Origin of the sequence: Flavobacterium sp., assembly GCF_025352015.1 — a bacterium.
Lineage (GTDB): Bacteria > Bacteroidota > Bacteroidia > Flavobacteriales > Flavobacteriaceae > Flavobacterium.
Genome location: NZ_JANXUG010000079.1, coordinates 24,705 through 39,215 on the forward strand (window position 1 = coordinate 24,705; position 14,511 = coordinate 39,215).

Annotated in this window: 14 protein-coding genes; 5 read left to right on the forward strand and 9 right to left on the reverse strand. The window is 34.2% G+C overall.

Translation table 11 applies throughout. The features are described 5' to 3' along the window. Position 1: 1 nt before the first annotated feature. Complete coding sequence (locus Q0Q96_RS07825; RefSeq protein ID WP_293873306.1) at positions 2-2,368, reverse strand: TonB-dependent receptor; 2,367 nt, start codon at positions 2,366-2,368, stop codon at positions 2-4. Positions 2,369-2,505: 137 nt separating this feature from the next. On the opposite strand from Q0Q96_RS07825, the gene Q0Q96_RS07830 reads away from it, so the two are divergent. Next, positions 2,506-3,186, forward strand: a complete 681-nt coding sequence (locus Q0Q96_RS07830) for a hypothetical protein (RefSeq protein ID WP_293873309.1) — start codon at positions 2,506-2,508, stop codon at positions 3,184-3,186. Between the two features lie 51 nt (positions 3,187-3,237). Here Q0Q96_RS07830 and Q0Q96_RS07835 read toward each other — a convergent pair whose 3' ends face one another. From Q0Q96_RS07835 to Q0Q96_RS07850, 4 genes are all read right to left on the reverse strand, one after another. Then, positions 3,238-4,461: an isocitrate dehydrogenase (NADP(+)) gene (locus Q0Q96_RS07835; RefSeq protein WP_293873312.1), complete on the reverse strand. Its 1,224-nt coding sequence runs from the start codon at positions 4,459-4,461 to the stop codon at positions 3,238-3,240. Between the two features lie 219 nt (positions 4,462-4,680). Beyond that, a complete protein-coding gene (gene rplS / locus Q0Q96_RS07840) occupies positions 4,681-5,031 on the reverse strand; it encodes a 50S ribosomal protein L19 (RefSeq protein WP_293873315.1) in 351 nt (116 codons plus the stop codon). 169 nt (positions 5,032-5,200) lie between these two features. Further along, positions 5,201-5,905, reverse strand: a complete 705-nt coding sequence (gene trmD, locus Q0Q96_RS07845; protein WP_293873318.1) for a tRNA (guanosine(37)-N1)-methyltransferase TrmD — start codon at positions 5,903-5,905, stop codon at positions 5,201-5,203. A 131-nt stretch (positions 5,906-6,036) separates the two neighbouring features. Beyond that, positions 6,037-6,486, reverse strand: a complete 450-nt coding sequence (locus Q0Q96_RS07850) for a DUF1569 domain-containing protein (RefSeq protein ID WP_293873321.1) — start codon at positions 6,484-6,486, stop codon at positions 6,037-6,039. A gap of 74 nt (positions 6,487-6,560) precedes the next feature. Between Q0Q96_RS07850 and Q0Q96_RS07855 the strand changes: the two genes are divergently transcribed. The 4 genes from Q0Q96_RS07855 to Q0Q96_RS07870 all read left to right on the forward strand — a co-directional run bounded on the left by Q0Q96_RS07855 (position 6,561) and on the right by Q0Q96_RS07870 (position 8,638). Beyond that, positions 6,561-7,493, forward strand: a complete 933-nt coding sequence (locus Q0Q96_RS07855) for a peptidylprolyl isomerase (RefSeq protein WP_293873328.1) — start codon at positions 6,561-6,563, stop codon at positions 7,491-7,493. A 153-nt stretch (positions 7,494-7,646) separates the two neighbouring features. Continuing rightward, positions 7,647-7,964, forward strand: coding sequence for a c-type cytochrome (locus tag Q0Q96_RS07860; RefSeq protein ID WP_293873331.1), 318 nt, complete (start codon positions 7,647-7,649; stop codon positions 7,962-7,964). A gap of 42 nt (positions 7,965-8,006) precedes the next feature. Next, positions 8,007-8,348 carry a tRNA-binding protein gene (locus Q0Q96_RS07865; protein WP_293873334.1) on the forward strand — a complete coding sequence of 114 codons (342 nt, stop codon included), beginning with the start codon at positions 8,007-8,009 and terminating at the stop codon, positions 8,346-8,348. 164 nt (positions 8,349-8,512) lie between these two features. Further along, positions 8,513-8,638, forward strand: a complete 126-nt coding sequence (locus Q0Q96_RS07870; protein ID WP_293873337.1) for a hypothetical protein — start codon at positions 8,513-8,515, stop codon at positions 8,636-8,638. Positions 8,639-8,995: 357 nt separating this feature from the next. On the opposite strand, the gene Q0Q96_RS07875 is transcribed toward Q0Q96_RS07870, so the two are convergent. From Q0Q96_RS07875 to dcm, 4 genes are all read right to left on the reverse strand, one after another. Beyond that, positions 8,996-9,334: a hypothetical protein gene (locus Q0Q96_RS07875; RefSeq protein ID WP_293873339.1), complete on the reverse strand. Its 339-nt coding sequence runs from the start codon at positions 9,332-9,334 to the stop codon at positions 8,996-8,998. Between the two features lie 396 nt (positions 9,335-9,730). Next, positions 9,731-12,442 (reverse strand): DNA gyrase/topoisomerase IV subunit A, encoded by a 2,712-nt coding sequence (locus tag Q0Q96_RS07880; RefSeq protein WP_293873342.1) that lies wholly within the window; start codon positions 12,440-12,442, stop codon positions 9,731-9,733. Positions 12,443-12,452: 10 nt separating this feature from the next. Then, the gene (locus Q0Q96_RS07885; protein WP_293873345.1) at positions 12,453-13,229 is read right to left on the reverse strand and encodes a BglII/BstYI family type II restriction endonuclease; all 777 of its coding nucleotides are present in this window, start codon (positions 13,227-13,229) and stop codon (positions 12,453-12,455) included. Next, complete coding sequence (gene dcm, locus Q0Q96_RS07890; RefSeq protein ID WP_293873347.1) at positions 13,198-14,502, reverse strand: DNA (cytosine-5-)-methyltransferase; 1,305 nt, start codon at positions 14,500-14,502, stop codon at positions 13,198-13,200. The genes Q0Q96_RS07885 and dcm overlap by 32 nt, the downstream gene beginning before the upstream one ends. Between the last annotated feature and the right edge of the window lie 9 nt (positions 14,503-14,511).

A 14,511-nucleotide genomic window follows, 5' to 3' on the forward strand; every position in this document is an offset into this window, starting at 1 on the left:
ATTAAAATTTAAAATTATAACTTATACCCGGCACTATCCCAAAAATTGACAAACGAATCGCTTCGTTCATACCTTTCGTTTCATTTTGTCTGAAGCGAATAGAGGCAGTATTTTTTCGTCCGTAAACGTTATAGATGCTGAAAACCCATTCGCTTTGCCAACCTTTTTTCTTATTGGGTTTTGGCACATACGTTGCTGAAAAGTCTAAATGGTGGTACGCCGGAAGTCGGTTACCGTTTCTGGAACCATAACTGGGAATGGTAATCTCTTGATATTGATATTGTCCGTCGGGATATGTGACAGGTTGACCTGATTGTAAAGCAAAATTGGCTCCAAAAGTCCATTTAGGATTGAAAGTATACGAACCGGTAATCGACAAATTATGTAACTTGTCATAACCAGTATGGTACCAGTTGCCATTATTTATTCCGATTTCATTGGCATTTCTCCCGGGAGTACGTTGTTCTGATTTTGATAACGTATAGGAAATCCAACCAGTAAGCTTACCAGTATTTTTTCGCAATAAAACTTCCAATCCGTAGGCTCTCATTTCGCCGTTCAGAATAGCTTGTTCTATAGCTTCATTAGCAATTAAATTTGCACCATCAATATAGTCAATTCTATTTTTTATTTTTTTGTAAAAAGTTTCTACTTCCAATGAATATTTATCGTCTTTAAAATTTCGGAAATAACCCAAGGCTACTTGATCAAGAATTTGAGGTTTTATATAGTTATCACTTGGTGTCCATACATCTAAAGGTGTAGGTGACGCTGTATTGGAGATTAATTGCAAATACTGAATCATCCTGTTATAACTAGCTTTTACAGATTCGTTAGTATTTAATTGATACGAAGCCGCAAAACGCGGTTCAAAATTATCAAAGCTTTTTATCACTTTATTGTGGTCGTAATAATTACTGCCAATGGGCGTTGCTTTTTCATAAATCTGCAGTTCTTGATTGAAAATAACGGGCTGATTGTTGGCATAAAGATTCACTGTGGAACTTCCTAAACGATAAAACATACTATAACGCAAGCCATAAGAAAGTGACAAATCGTTATTTATTTTTTGTTCAACATCAAAATAAATAGAAGGTTCAAAGGCATATTTTTTTTCGAGCTGTCTATAATTAATTCCCGATGTAGTATTTGAAGGTTCAATAGTTCCCGGATTAAAAGCGTAATAATTAGTGTTTACACCATAATTCAGTTTGATTTTATCTGCAACATAATGTTTGAAATCGTATTTTATATTGTAATTTTTAATGCCTGAATTCCATAAGAATCCTAATAAATTTAAATCCAAACCATAATAATAATCAGAATAAATTAAGGAAAGATTCGAGAATAATTTATCAGAAAACAAATGATTCCATCTCAAGTTCAAAGTAGCATTTCCATAAGTATTTACAAAACTATTACTTAAACTGAAAACATCGCGACCAAAATATCCCGACAGGAATAAATTATTATTTTGATTGAGTTTGTAGTTTATTTTGGTATTCAAATCATAGAAATACGCCGAATTTTTGTTGTTTGTTAATTTTAAAAACAAATGGGCATACGAAGCTCTTCCTGCAAAAATAAACGAACCTTTATTTTTTACAAGCGGTCCTTCAGCAAGAATTCGACTTGAGATTATGCCTACACCACCATTCATACTGAATTTATTGCTGTTGCCATCTTTTTGATAAATATCTAAAACAGAGGAAACTCTTCCGCCAAAACGTGCAGGAATACCCCCTTTATATAATTTCAAATCCTTAATCGCATCAGGATTGAAGACAGAAAATAAACCAAACAAGTGTGACGAATTAAAAATTGTAGCTTCATCAAGCAAAATTAAGTTTTGATCTGCACCACCACCTCGAACATTAAATCCTGACTGACCTTCACCCGCATTAGTAACTCCTGGAAGTGTCAACAATGCTTTGATTATATCGACTTCACCCAAAACCACAGGTATTTTTTTGATAGTTCCAATAGAAAGTTTATTGACGCTCATTTCAGGTCTTCTAATATTGGTAGCTGTTTTTTCGGTAATGATTACTTCATCTAATTGCTGACCAGTTTCAGTAAGAGCAAAGTTTTTCTTGATGTTTTGTGTAAGCACAATGGTTTCTGTGACTGATTGATAGCCGAGATAGCTAATTTGAATTTTATACTCACTTTTGGGCAGGGTAATTGAATAAAAACCATATTCATTAGTGATGATTCCAACTTTATATTCAGTACAAAAAACATTCACGCCAATTAAGGTTTCGTTTGTTTTTGAATCAGAAATAGTTCCGCTTAACGTAAATTTTTCTTGAGAAAATACCAGCGTTGTTGTTAAAAACAATAACATTAGCAATACTTTTTGTTGCATATAGTTGATGATTCTGTTAAAATTATTCTTTTGACGTTTAAAGATACTATATGTTACCAATCTTATGTTAATCAATGGTTAATTCTGGACACTATTTGAAAAGAAATTGAATACTTTTACCACTTAATCCAAAGTTTATGAAAGCAACTTTTGCTTTTTTATTTTTAATATTATTTCTATGCAAAGGGTTTGCGCAGTTTGAAACTCCAAAACGTACCCTCAACATTGCGCCTATTTCAAACCCAAAAGGAACTATAGCTCCAATGAGTTCTAAAGTTATAAATTATCCGAGTATTTTTGATAAAAAGGATAAGGTATTGTCTTCTGTTTCGTTACTCAAAAAAAAACCTGAAGAAGCAAAAAGTGTTTTTGAAAAAGAACAATTTGCAAGTCCCGCAAAAGAATATACGGATAAAATGAATAATAAGATGAAAATGGAAGGAATGACAAGAGAAAATGTTGACAGCGATTTATATCTTGGAGAGTTCAAAATTTTTACCGAAAAATTAATTATTGCCTGTAGAGACAACTCTGCTGTAGATGGTGATAATGTTTGTATTTGGATCAATAACGAACGAGTAGTTCCTTACATAGGTTTATTGGGTGGATTCAAAAATTATGAATTCAAATTAAAAAAAGGGTTGAATTCCATTCAAATAGAAGCCCTAAATGTTGGCGAAGTATTTCCAAATACGGGTCAGTTTCTTTTCATTGATGGAAATGAAAAAATTATTACCAATCAAAATTGGGATTTGAATACAGGATATAAAGCCATTGTTAAAATAAACAGGATTGATGGACTAGAAGAAAAAAAATAAAAAAAATCGACCAATTTTTGGTCGATTTTCTATATAGTATTCCGCAATAACTTACGCTAATTTTTTGTCTAAATTAGTTTTCAACGCTTGCAGAAAATCTTCGGTAGAAAGATAATCAGCATCGGTTAAAGCCACAGGTTTAACTAACATAGCTAAATCTTTAGTCATTTTGCCACTCTCCACGGTTTCAATACAAACGGTTTCTAATGCCCCGCAGAATTTGATTAAATCTTGATTGTTGTCTAATTTACCTCTGTGTTCCAAACCACGAGTCCATGCAAATATTGATGCAATAGGATTTGTAGAAGTTTTCTTGCCTTGTTGGTGCATTCTGTAATGACGTGTCACTGTTCCGTGAGCTGCCTCCGCTTCTACCGTTTTTCCGTCGGGAGTTACCAGCACAGAGGTCATTAATCCTAACGAACCAAATCCTTGCGCTACCGTATCCGACTGAACATCGCCATCATAATTTTTACAAGCCCAAACAAATCCACCATTCCATTTCATTGCTGATGCTACCATGTCGTCTATAAGTCGGTGTTCGTATGTCATTCCGTTTTTATCAAAATCTACTTTATAAGTGCTTTGATACACTTCCTCAAAAATATCTTTAAATCTTCCGTCGTAAGCTTTCAAAATGGTATTTTTGGTTGAAAGATACAAGGGCCATTTTTTTGTCAATGCCATTTGAAAAGAGGAGTGCGCAAATCCGTATATACTTTCATCGGTATTGTACATCGACATGGCAACACCATCTCCCTTAAAATCATATACATTCCATGTGGTTGTTTCTCCCACTTCGTTGGTAAAGGCCATTGTTAAAGTTCCTTTTCCTTTGATTACAGTATCAGTGGCTTTGTATTGGTCACAAAAAGCATGACGCCCTATCACGATAGGTTTTGTCCAACCTTGAACATAGCGCGGTACATTTTTCATAATAATTGGTTCTCTAAAAACCGTTCCGCCCACAATGTTACGGATTGTGCCATTGGGTGATTTCCACATTTCTGACAGGTTGAACTCTTTTACGCGTTCTTCGTCGGGTGTGATGGTAGCACATTTGATGCCTACATTATATTTTTTGATAGCTTCCGCAGAGTCATTAGTGATTTGGTCTTTGGTTGCCTCTCTACTTTCAATCCCTAAGTCGTAATATTTTATATCTAAATCTAAATAAGGAAGTATTAATTGCTCTTTAATAAAACTCCAAATAATTCGTGTCATTTCATCGCCATCCAATTCTACTACTGGATTGGCTACTTTAATTTTTGCCATATTCTTGTGGTTTGTTATTCAAAATTTTTGCGACAACAAATATAATTAATAAGTGAGAAATTTGGTTGTCTAGACATCTAAAACCTATTGAATTATGAAATCGTCATTTTACGGACGACAAATTATCGATTTCATAAAAAACTAGTTAAAATCAAGCCAAAAAAAAGTCCTCTCAATTCTATGAACGAGAAGACTTTTAGTATGATTAGAAAATTAGAATTATCTTCTTCTTTCTTTAATTTTTGCTTTTTTACCTGTAAGTTCTCTAAAGTAGTAAATACGAGCTCTACGAACTTTACCTCTTTGATTAACTTCAACTTTTTGTAAAGCTGGCATGTTTACAGGAAAGATACGCTCTACACCCACAGCACCCGACATTTTACGGATAGTAAAAGTTTCAGTAATTCCAGAACCTTTTCTTTGAATAACAACTCCTTTAAAAAACTGTGTTCTTGTTTTTTCACCTTCTTTAATTTCGTAAAAAACAGTGATTGTATCACCAGCTCCAAACGTAGGGAAATCTTTTTTTACTGATATCTCGTTATTAACGAAATCAACTAAATTTGACATTTTTTTAGTATTATGGTTTAAATTTGAGCAACATTTACGGTTTTCGCCAGAGGTTAGTCAAATATGGGAACAAATATAAAAAAGAATTGTGAATTGTGAATTATGAATTGTGAATTTTTTTTTACCTTTTTTTAATATGTAAAATACTGTAATTCATCAATCTACTAATTCATTCACTATTCACAATACACAATTCACCATTATCTAACAAATCTGGACGTCTATTTTTTGTGTGTTCAAACGCCATAGTCTCTCTCCACTTATCAATTTTGCCAAAATGACCGCTTAATAAGACTTCGGGGACTTTCCATCCTTTGTAATCTGCTGGGCGCGTATAAATTGGACCAGAAAGCAACCCGTCCTGAAAACTATCTGTCAGCGCCGAGGTTTCATCACTTAAAACCCCTGGAATTAATCTAATTATGGCATCACAAAAAACAATAGTACCAATTTCGCCACCAGAAAGAACATAATCTCCAATCGAAATTTCTTTGGTTATAAAATGATCGCGAACACGCTGATCTACACCTTTATAATGTCCGCACAATATGATTATATTTTCATACATCGAAGCCGTGTTTGCCATTTTTTGGTTCAAAGTTTCCCCGTCTGGCGACATATAAATTACATCATCATAATTTCTTTGATTTTTTAAAAACGAAATACAATCGTCAATAGGTTGAATATTCATCACCATTCCAGCGCCACCGCCAAACGGATAATCATCCACCGATTTTTGTTTATTGGTCGTATAATCTCTTAAGTTATGAAAATATACTTCGACCAATCCTTTTTCGATTGCCCTTTTCATGATTGAGGCTTCAAAAGGACTTTTCATTAATTCGGGTAAAATCGTTATAATATCAATTCTCATGGCGCAAAGATAATAGTTTTTTTTAGGAGCTCTTTCCCGCTATCCGTTGCAATATTTTTTATTTCCCTCCGCTTTGCTACAGGATAATAAAAAATGATTTTCACTACTATCGGGGCTAGGATTTAATTTTGTTAAACACCAAATTGTCTTAAATGATGATCTAAATGCATGCTTTGCAATGTATCCCATTCGTCATAAGTCATTTTACCAAAAAAAGGATGTTGTGTATTTTTAATTGCGTTTTTGCCTAGTGTTGAAAAATGAGTAATCTTTTCAATAAGTTCTTGCTTGGCTTTCTGAAAATCACAAGATTCTTTTCTAATAAAAGCGGGAGCCGTTGGACTATTCTTTTTAAATTCTTTAGAAGAAATTATTTTATTTTTAAAAAACTTCCCAAGCAATTGCATAAAAAAATTGGATTGCAACGCTAGCATCCCAAAAGCAACATCCATTGGCGCCTGACAATGCGATAACATTTGAGCAACATTCATTTTCCCCCATTGTACTTTACTTTCTGGCGTAAGATTATTGATTCTCGCAATAATAATTTCGTTGTCATTTTTATTAAAAATAGAGCTCATAGTTTCGTTTTATTGGTAGCCAAAAATACAATTTTATATAGTATCTTTGCACTGCATTTTTAAAAATATACACAATGGAAAACGGAATATACGCTAAATTCAATACCACAAAAGGTACTGTTTTAGTAAAACTAACACACGATTTAACACCAGGAACAGTTGGGAATTTTGTTGGATTAGCCGAAGGACAATTAGAAAATTCAGCTAAACCAATGGGAAAACCGTATTATGATGGATTAAAGTTTCACAGAGTAATCCCCGATTTTATGGTTCAAGGTGGTTGTCCACAAGGAATAGGAACCGGTGGACCAGGATACAGCTTTGAAGATGAATTTCATCCTACTTTAAAACACGATAAACCCGGCGTTTTATCGATGGCAAATTCAGGTCCAGGAAGTAATGGTTCGCAGTTTTTTATTACCCATGTTCCTACAAATTGGTTAGACGGGAAACACACCGTTTTTGGGAACGTTATCGAAGGACAAGATGTTGTAGATGCCATTGCACAAGGCGACTTGATTGAAGGTTTAGAAATTGTTAGAATAGGTGAAGAAGCACAAAAATGGAATGCCATCGAAGCCTTTAAAACTTTTGAAGGCGCTCGTTTTAAAAAAATAGAAGAAGCTAAAAAATTGGCCGAAGAATCGATGGAAAAATTGGCTGCCGGCTTTGATAAAACACAAAGTGGTTTGCGCTATAAAATGATTCAAAAAGGAAACGGAAAACAAGCTGAAAGCGGCAAAACAGTATCGGTGCATTATGAAGGTTCGCTTGAAAACGGAAAAGTTTTTGATAGTTCATATCCAAGAAAAAAACCAATCGAATTTAGATTGGGTCAAGGTCAGGTGATAGAAGGTTGGGACGAAGGAATTGCTTTGTTGCAAGTGGGCGATAAAGCACGTTTTGTGATTCCTTCTTATTTAGGATACGGTTCTAGCGGTGCCGGTGGCGTAATTCCGCCAGATGCGACTTTAGTTTTTGATGTAGAATTAATGGACGTGAAATAAGTAGAAAACCAATTTTGAGAAATAAAATTATGTGAGTCACTTATTCCGAACTTGTTTCGGAATCTAAAACCAACTAACATTTAGTTAAAATTAAATTCCCAATAAAAATATATTTGGAATTTTTTATATTTACCCTCAACTAACAAAATAACTATGAAATATAAAATAGTAGCGCTACTAGTTTTAGTCTTATTCCTAAATTCGTGCGCTTCCAAATCGAGTGTGCCCACCACACAAGTTAAAAAAACAGAGTCAATTGCTGCAGTCTCAACGCTCCCAAAAGAGTTATCCGCAGAATTAGCAGCAGGCAAATTACTTTATGAAAATAATTGTGCCAAATGTCATAGGTTGTACGATACAAAAGAATTTTCTAGCGAGGAATGGAAACCTCTCGTTGCACGTATGCAAAAAAAAGCGCATCTTGATGATTTGCAAGGACAACGAATTTATAACTATGCAACTATGAACTAATTTTAAATCCCGATTACTCGGGATTTTTTATACCTAAAAATTATGGAACAAAACCTTTCTTGGTCAGATTTTGAAAAACTTGAAATGCGCATTGGAACAATTCTCACTGTCAACGATTTTCCCGAAGCCCGAAAACCTGCCTTTAAACTAACCATAGATTTTGGAAATGAAATAGGCATCAAAAAATCATCGGCGCAAATAACCAAACTGTATGCTAAAGAAGCTTTAATTGGTAAACAAATTGTGGCGGTACTTAACTTTCCCGTAAAGCAAATAGGAAATTTTAGGAGTGAATGCCTTGTACTTGGCTGTGTAGGAAATGATAATGATATTGTGTTGTTGACTTCTGATTGCAAGGTCGAGAACGGATTGCAGATAGGATAAACATCTTATTCTTTACGTGTAGTAATTGTCTTCTTCTAAAAATAAATGACACATTTCTAAACCCAAAACCAAGTAATTTTAGTAGCGGTCAAATGGCATAATCGAACAAGACGTTAGTGTCATATCCTGAAAAAACTTGACACATTTTTAAACCCAAAATAAAAATGGAAACATTAAAAAAGGAGTACCGAGTTTCAGATTATTTTGAAAGAACTGACGAGAATTTTAGTTATGAAAAAGCTTTTAGACGATGGTTAGTTTTTGAGATAGAAACCAAAAAGTTTAGTTAAAATGAAAATTAACTTAAAGTGTGGGGCTTTAGAAAAAACAAATTTCAAAATAGGCTTTAAGTTAACAGAGATGCCAAAGAAAATACAAATGAGAAATTATAATACCGCAGCTTTTAAACCAATAACAATCAGATTATAAAAAATAGAATTACAATAACCAATAGACCAGCAACTGACACCAATTACCAATGATCAACCTTACCAAAAAAACTAAATCATTACAAAAAATAACCTCGTTGAAACAAGTTCCAACGAGGTTATTTTTAAAGTAACAGTTGTAATTCCTAAACTAACTGACGATAGCGACAGGGTGATCCCTACGCTATAAAAAAATCAACAACGTAGAACAAACTATACTTAAGGATGAATCAAAAACTGTACTGTTTTTTTACCATTATCTTGATTATAAATATCTACAATCATATAAGTATCAGTAGTAATACCCGTAATTAAATACGTAAAATCATACTCCGTTTTATTATTTGCCGTCGAGTCATCCGTTAAAAATGGCGTAGCAGCACCTTGTTTTGTGATGATAACCTTACGAAGTCTAATATCTGAATGTATATGTCCACGCATGGTATATTCGCCTTGGGAATCAGCAACTCCTTCCGCTTGAGTAAAAGATATAGTCGGAAGTGTAGCATCACTTTTGGAGCAAGAATTCAAAAATCCGCCCGTTAAAACTAGTACCATTGTAATTAAAAAAAATTTCGTTCTCATAAATATTGTATTTAAATTGTTTTTAATAATGCCGCAAGATAATCTTTAATTATTGCGCATTACGCAAAAGTTTACAAACGTTCATGCAAATAAATTAACTGTTATTGTAGTAATGCCAACAAAAAGCAGGTAGTTAGTAGCAATACTTTTAATTAATCCATGAAAAAATACACGTGATACAACACAACAAGCCAATATTTTTAACATCCGCTGCAAAATTCTCCTAGCTTTGAACTGTGCTAAAAAAATGTATTACTGTCAAAAAGTATTGGTATCATACAAAAATAACAAGCCAAATCTCCAACAAACGTAGCCTTTACAATACCTTTCCAAAAGACTAAATCCTCAAACCTTGCTTAACAATAGTGTTTATTCTAACGACAACGTGATTTGCCCGTCGTCATTGGTTTCTGTCTGAATGTCCTCTGAAACATCGCTTGCATCACTTACTTCAATTTCTTCGGCAGGTTCTGGTTCCGGTTCTTCATATGGCAATGATTCCAATAGATTCACTTGTTTAAGTTTATCCGAAGTCAGCTGGTTGCCCAATGCCTTGATGCCTTTTACCGCAATGAATTCTTCTAGGTTAATGGTTTGAGAATCTTTCTGAACACCTTTAACTTTGGCATAAAAAATTTCCGCCATTGGTCGCCAATCGGTAGAAACAATTTCCAGTTGGGATTTCTCGTGTTCGGTGATAAAAATTTCCTCCTTGTTCTCGTTTTCCACCAAGAAACGCTTGATAAAATAACGCTCCTTTTCCCCATCATAATAAATGGCAGAAATTGGTTTGTTCGGATTCCATTTTTCCATCACGACGATGTCTTCATCAAAATGCGTCGTGAGTTCCGGAATAATAGTTTTTAGTTTCCCGAATTGATTGATTAATAGCAACCTGTCATTTGGCCTGAATTCGCCAAGCAACTCTCCTCTTCCATCCACATTTAAACGCTGAACTGCATCATCAAACCACACTTTTCTCGGACGCAAGGTCGAAATTCCTTTTTCCTTTAATTCAATTTTCTTGATTGGATATTTGGTTACGGTATTTCCACGCGAAGCCCTTCCCTTTATGGCGATATCAGTAAAATCTAAATCCCATTTCAGTTTCTTGATGCTTCCAACCTGGCGTAATAATATCGTGATAACTTCTGCTTCTCCATTCGGATTTGCGGAAAAATACAATACTTGGGAACCGGCCTTTTCCTGCGTTAAATCATAAAACTTATCACGGGTAACTCCAGAAACATTGAAACGCTTTATAAACGTTGAGCCGTTTTTTCCGTCGCGGTACATCATATTATAAATTGTACGCTTGTCGTTTTTATCAAAAACCGCAATGTGAATAATATCTTTACCAACAAATTTCTTATCGTCTACTTTGGCAATCATCATTTTTCCGTCACGAAGGAAGACAATCACATCATCAATATCAGAACAATCAGCAACGTATTCGTCTTTTTTCAAACCGGTTCCAAAGAAACCTTCTTCCTTGTTTACATAGAGTTTGGTATTTCTTAAAGCAACTTTAGTGGCTTGAATGTTATCAAAACTTCTTAACTCCGTTTGACGCTCTCGACCTTTACCGTATTTGTCTTTTAGCTTTTGAAAGAAGTCGATAGCGAAGTCAATGATATTATTTAGATGATGTTTCACTTCCTCCATTTCAGCTTCCAGTTTAGAAATCGCATCATCCGCTTTATCCGAATCGAAACGCGTAATACGAATCATCGGAATCTGTGTCAGCTTTTGTAAATCGTCATCGTTAATTTCGCGCACAAACGATTTAAGAAAAGGTTTGAAAGCATTGTATATATACACATAAAGCGTTTCTCTATCGTGATACAATTTGAAATCGATGTACATTTCTTCACGAATGAAAATCTTTTCGAGCGTAGAAAAATGCCATTTGTTTTCGAGTTCGTCCAATTGAATTTCCAACTCACGTTTCAGTAAATCAACTGTTCTGTTGGTTGAGATTTTCAACATATCAGAAACACCAATAAACAAGGGTTTATGGTTTTCAATTACGCAACCTAAAGGGGCCACCGAAGTTTCGCAAGCAGTAAACGCATACAGCGCATCAATGGTTTTATCAGGAGAAACTCCCGGTGGAAGATGGATTAGAATTTCCACTTCGGCAGCCGTGTTGTCTTCTATTTTTTTGACTTTAATCTTTCCTTTCTCATTCGCCTTCAGGATACTATCAATCAAGGTTGAAGTATTGGTTGAGAAAGGAATTTGGGTAATGACCAACGTTTGTTTATCCAATTGTGCTATTTTGGCACGAACACGAACACGTCCGCCACGCAGTCCGTCATTGTAATTAGAAACATCGGCAATACCCGCTGTTGGAAAATCAGGAAATAATGTAAATGGTTTATTCTTTAAAATCTTAATCGAAGCATCTATAAGCTCGATGAAATTATGAGGCAACACTTTCGTGGATAAACCAACTGCAATTCCTTCTGCACCTTGCGCCAATAACAACGGAAACTTTACCGGAAGATTAATCGGTTCAGCACGTCGACCGTCATAGGACATTCCCCATTGGGTAATTTTTGGAGAGAATAAAATATCGTGACCAAGCTTTGAAATACGAGCCTCAATATAACGCGAAGCCGCAGCACTGTCGCCAGTGAGGATATTTCCCCAGTTTCCCTGCATGTCGATAATCAAATCTTTCTGACCAATTTGCACCATCGCATCACCAATACTCGCATCACCGTGAGGATGATACTGCATCGTATGACCAACGATGTTCGCCACTTTGTTGTAACGTCCATCATCCAACTCTTTCATCGAGTGCATGATTCTACGTTGTACTGGTTTAAAACCGTCTTCAATCGCAGGAACGGCACGCTCAAGAATTACATAGGAAGCATAATCAAGAAACCAATCCTTGTACATTCCTGTAACTTTAGTAATGGTGTCTTCGGGATTTTCTACGTTTTCGTAAAAATGATTTCCTCCCGAAGCTTTGATATCCTCAAAACCTTCGTCGGTAATTTCATCTAACGATTCGCTGTTCTTCTGCTCGTCTTCGTTTGGAATTATATCGTCTTCTTCTTCGTTGTTCATAATTTATTCGTTATTCTACATCTATACCTATTAACCAAACTGGCACAGAAATTACTTTTGAAAATTCTTCCATTATTCTTTTAGTCTTATCAAAAGTTACAATACCATCACTTAACATTTTTTCCAGATTTCCTGTTGGCACTATGTAAATTAAACAATCAACAGAATTTTGAACATCGGCTTTAAGTACTTTAAAAAAATCTCTATATGCCAATGCCCAATTTCCAAACTGAATTTCTCCTACTATCAATGGTGTCGAGTTTTCTTCATGAGTAACGGAAATATTCTTTCCTCTTCCTTCACTATTTTTCAAATGATTAGCAATTTCAATTAAGTCTGGATTTTTCTTTAAAAAATTTTCCCATCTAATCTCTCCATCAGAATACTGTAAATTACCAAAACATAAGTTTCTTAATGCTAAAATATTATTGTAATGATTTAAAATTGCAAAATCAAAACCTCCAATTGAACTTTTTTCAGAACTAAAGTAGAAGACTCCATTTTCTTCATATACTTCAAATTTTATTTCAATGTCTTTTATTCTTTGAAGTAGTTCTCTAATAACAATATTTAATTCACCTGCTTCAATAGCACGACTTTCATAACCTCTAGTCATTTTTACTCTGGGTGAAATCCTAATTTTGTTAGATAATGAAGATAAAAATTTATTTTTTAACTCCGTATACGCATTAATTATTTCAAAAGCATGGTGATGAAAATACTCTTTTGTTACAAATAAATTTACACTAGTCGTATTAGACCAATTCTCTTTTTCTTGTTGTGTCATTTGAATTTATTTTATACTTTAAAGCAAGCCCAATTTTTTCAATAACCCCAACCACTAAAGCATTACCCATAAAAAAAGCACGTTTAGCATCTGTAATTCCTGTCATTTCAGTATGATTATCAGGAAACATATTTAACCTTTCTAATTCAACTGGAGAAAGTCTTCTTAATCCTTTCGATGTTTTAATAACATGTTTAAATCGAGATGGAGACTTTCCACCCTCTCCTGTTATTATTGTTCTCGAGGACTTATCAAGTGGGTCTGGAAATATCATTCCTCCTTCACTATAATTATATTCAAAACCATCAGCATTTTTCCTAATTTCTTTTTTAGCTCCTTTGAAGTAAAACCATTTATCTAAATCTATATCATCTATGAAAAACTCCTCCGTTACTTCTCCATTTTGAATAATATCTCCTAGTATTGTATAATTTCCTTCATAATCTGGTTTTGTTTTTAAAGTTGTAACAACTCCATCAATCATAATCCCAGTATTCTCGAATAAAGACTTATTTCCTTTTTTATTAAAATTTATCGAAACTTCAACTAAATCGTTTTCTAGTTCAAAAACAGTTGGTATAACAACACTTTCATTTACAATTGAAAAAGCATCAGCGAGAGTTCCATCCTTTAAAATCCATTCAATACTTGAATTATTTTTAATTTGAGTATAGATATTAGATTCATTATGATATGCTAGTATAAAAACTCTTCTTCTTCTTTGCGGCATTCCATAATCTGCAGCATTAATAATTCTCCATTCAACTGCATAACCTAAATCATTTAAACTTTTGAGTATAATTGCAAAATCTCTACCTCGTTGAGTTGATGGAGATATTAATAGTCTATCAACATTTTCTAAAAATAAATACTTGGGTTTTCTTTCTTTTTCACTCAAAATTTTATGAATTGACCACCACAAAACTCCCTTTTTGCCAATCAAACCTTTTGAGTTTTTTAAAGAGGTGGCAACTGAATAGTCTTGACAAGGAAATCCTCCTACCAATAAATCATGGTCAGGAATAATCTCCGTAGGGACAATTGAAATATCTTGATTAGAATGATTGTCCATTCCCCATCTTCTTTCATAAACGGCAGAAGCATATTGAGTTTTAGTTGATGGTTCCCATTGATTGCTCCAGACAACTTCATATGCGCTTTCGAAATTGTCTTTATAATTTGATGTTGCAGATTTATTTTCCCATCCTTCAAGTCCAAGTCTGAAACCACCAACACCAGCAAACAATTCTATTACTTTTATTTTCTCTTTCATAAATCAACT

Coding starts and splice junctions, on each gene's coding strand:
- Q0Q96_RS07825 (WP_293873306.1), bottom strand. CDS start 2,368: ATGCAACAAAAAGTATTGCTAATGTTATTGTTTTTAACAACAACGCTG.
- Q0Q96_RS07830 (WP_293873309.1), top strand. CDS start 2,506: ATGAAAGCAACTTTTGCTTTTTTATTTTTAATATTATTTCTATGCAAA.
- Q0Q96_RS07835 (WP_293873312.1), bottom strand. CDS start 4,461: ATGGCAAAAATTAAAGTAGCCAATCCAGTAGTAGAATTGGATGGCGAT.
- rplS (WP_293873315.1), bottom strand. CDS start 5,031: ATGTCAAATTTAGTTGATTTCGTTAATAACGAGATATCAGTAAAAAAA.
- trmD (WP_293873318.1), bottom strand. CDS start 5,905: ATGAGAATTGATATTATAACGATTTTACCCGAATTAATGAAAAGTCCT.
- Q0Q96_RS07850 (WP_293873321.1), bottom strand. CDS start 6,486: ATGAGCTCTATTTTTAATAAAAATGACAACGAAATTATTATTGCGAGA.
- Q0Q96_RS07855 (WP_293873328.1), top strand. CDS start 6,561: ATGGAAAACGGAATATACGCTAAATTCAATACCACAAAAGGTACTGTT.
- Q0Q96_RS07860 (WP_293873331.1), top strand. CDS start 7,647: ATGAAATATAAAATAGTAGCGCTACTAGTTTTAGTCTTATTCCTAAAT.
- Q0Q96_RS07865 (WP_293873334.1), top strand. CDS start 8,007: ATGGAACAAAACCTTTCTTGGTCAGATTTTGAAAAACTTGAAATGCGC.
- Q0Q96_RS07870 (WP_293873337.1), top strand. CDS start 8,513: ATGGAAACATTAAAAAAGGAGTACCGAGTTTCAGATTATTTTGAAAGA.
- Q0Q96_RS07875 (WP_293873339.1), bottom strand. CDS start 9,334: ATGGTACTAGTTTTAACGGGCGGATTTTTGAATTCTTGCTCCAAAAGT.
- Q0Q96_RS07880 (WP_293873342.1), bottom strand. CDS start 12,442: ATGAACAACGAAGAAGAAGACGATATAATTCCAAACGAAGACGAGCAG.
- Q0Q96_RS07885 (WP_293873345.1), bottom strand. CDS start 13,229: ATGACACAACAAGAAAAAGAGAATTGGTCTAATACGACTAGTGTAAAT.
- dcm (WP_293873347.1), bottom strand. CDS start 14,502: ATGAAAGAGAAAATAAAAGTAATAGAATTGTTTGCTGGTGTTGGTGGT.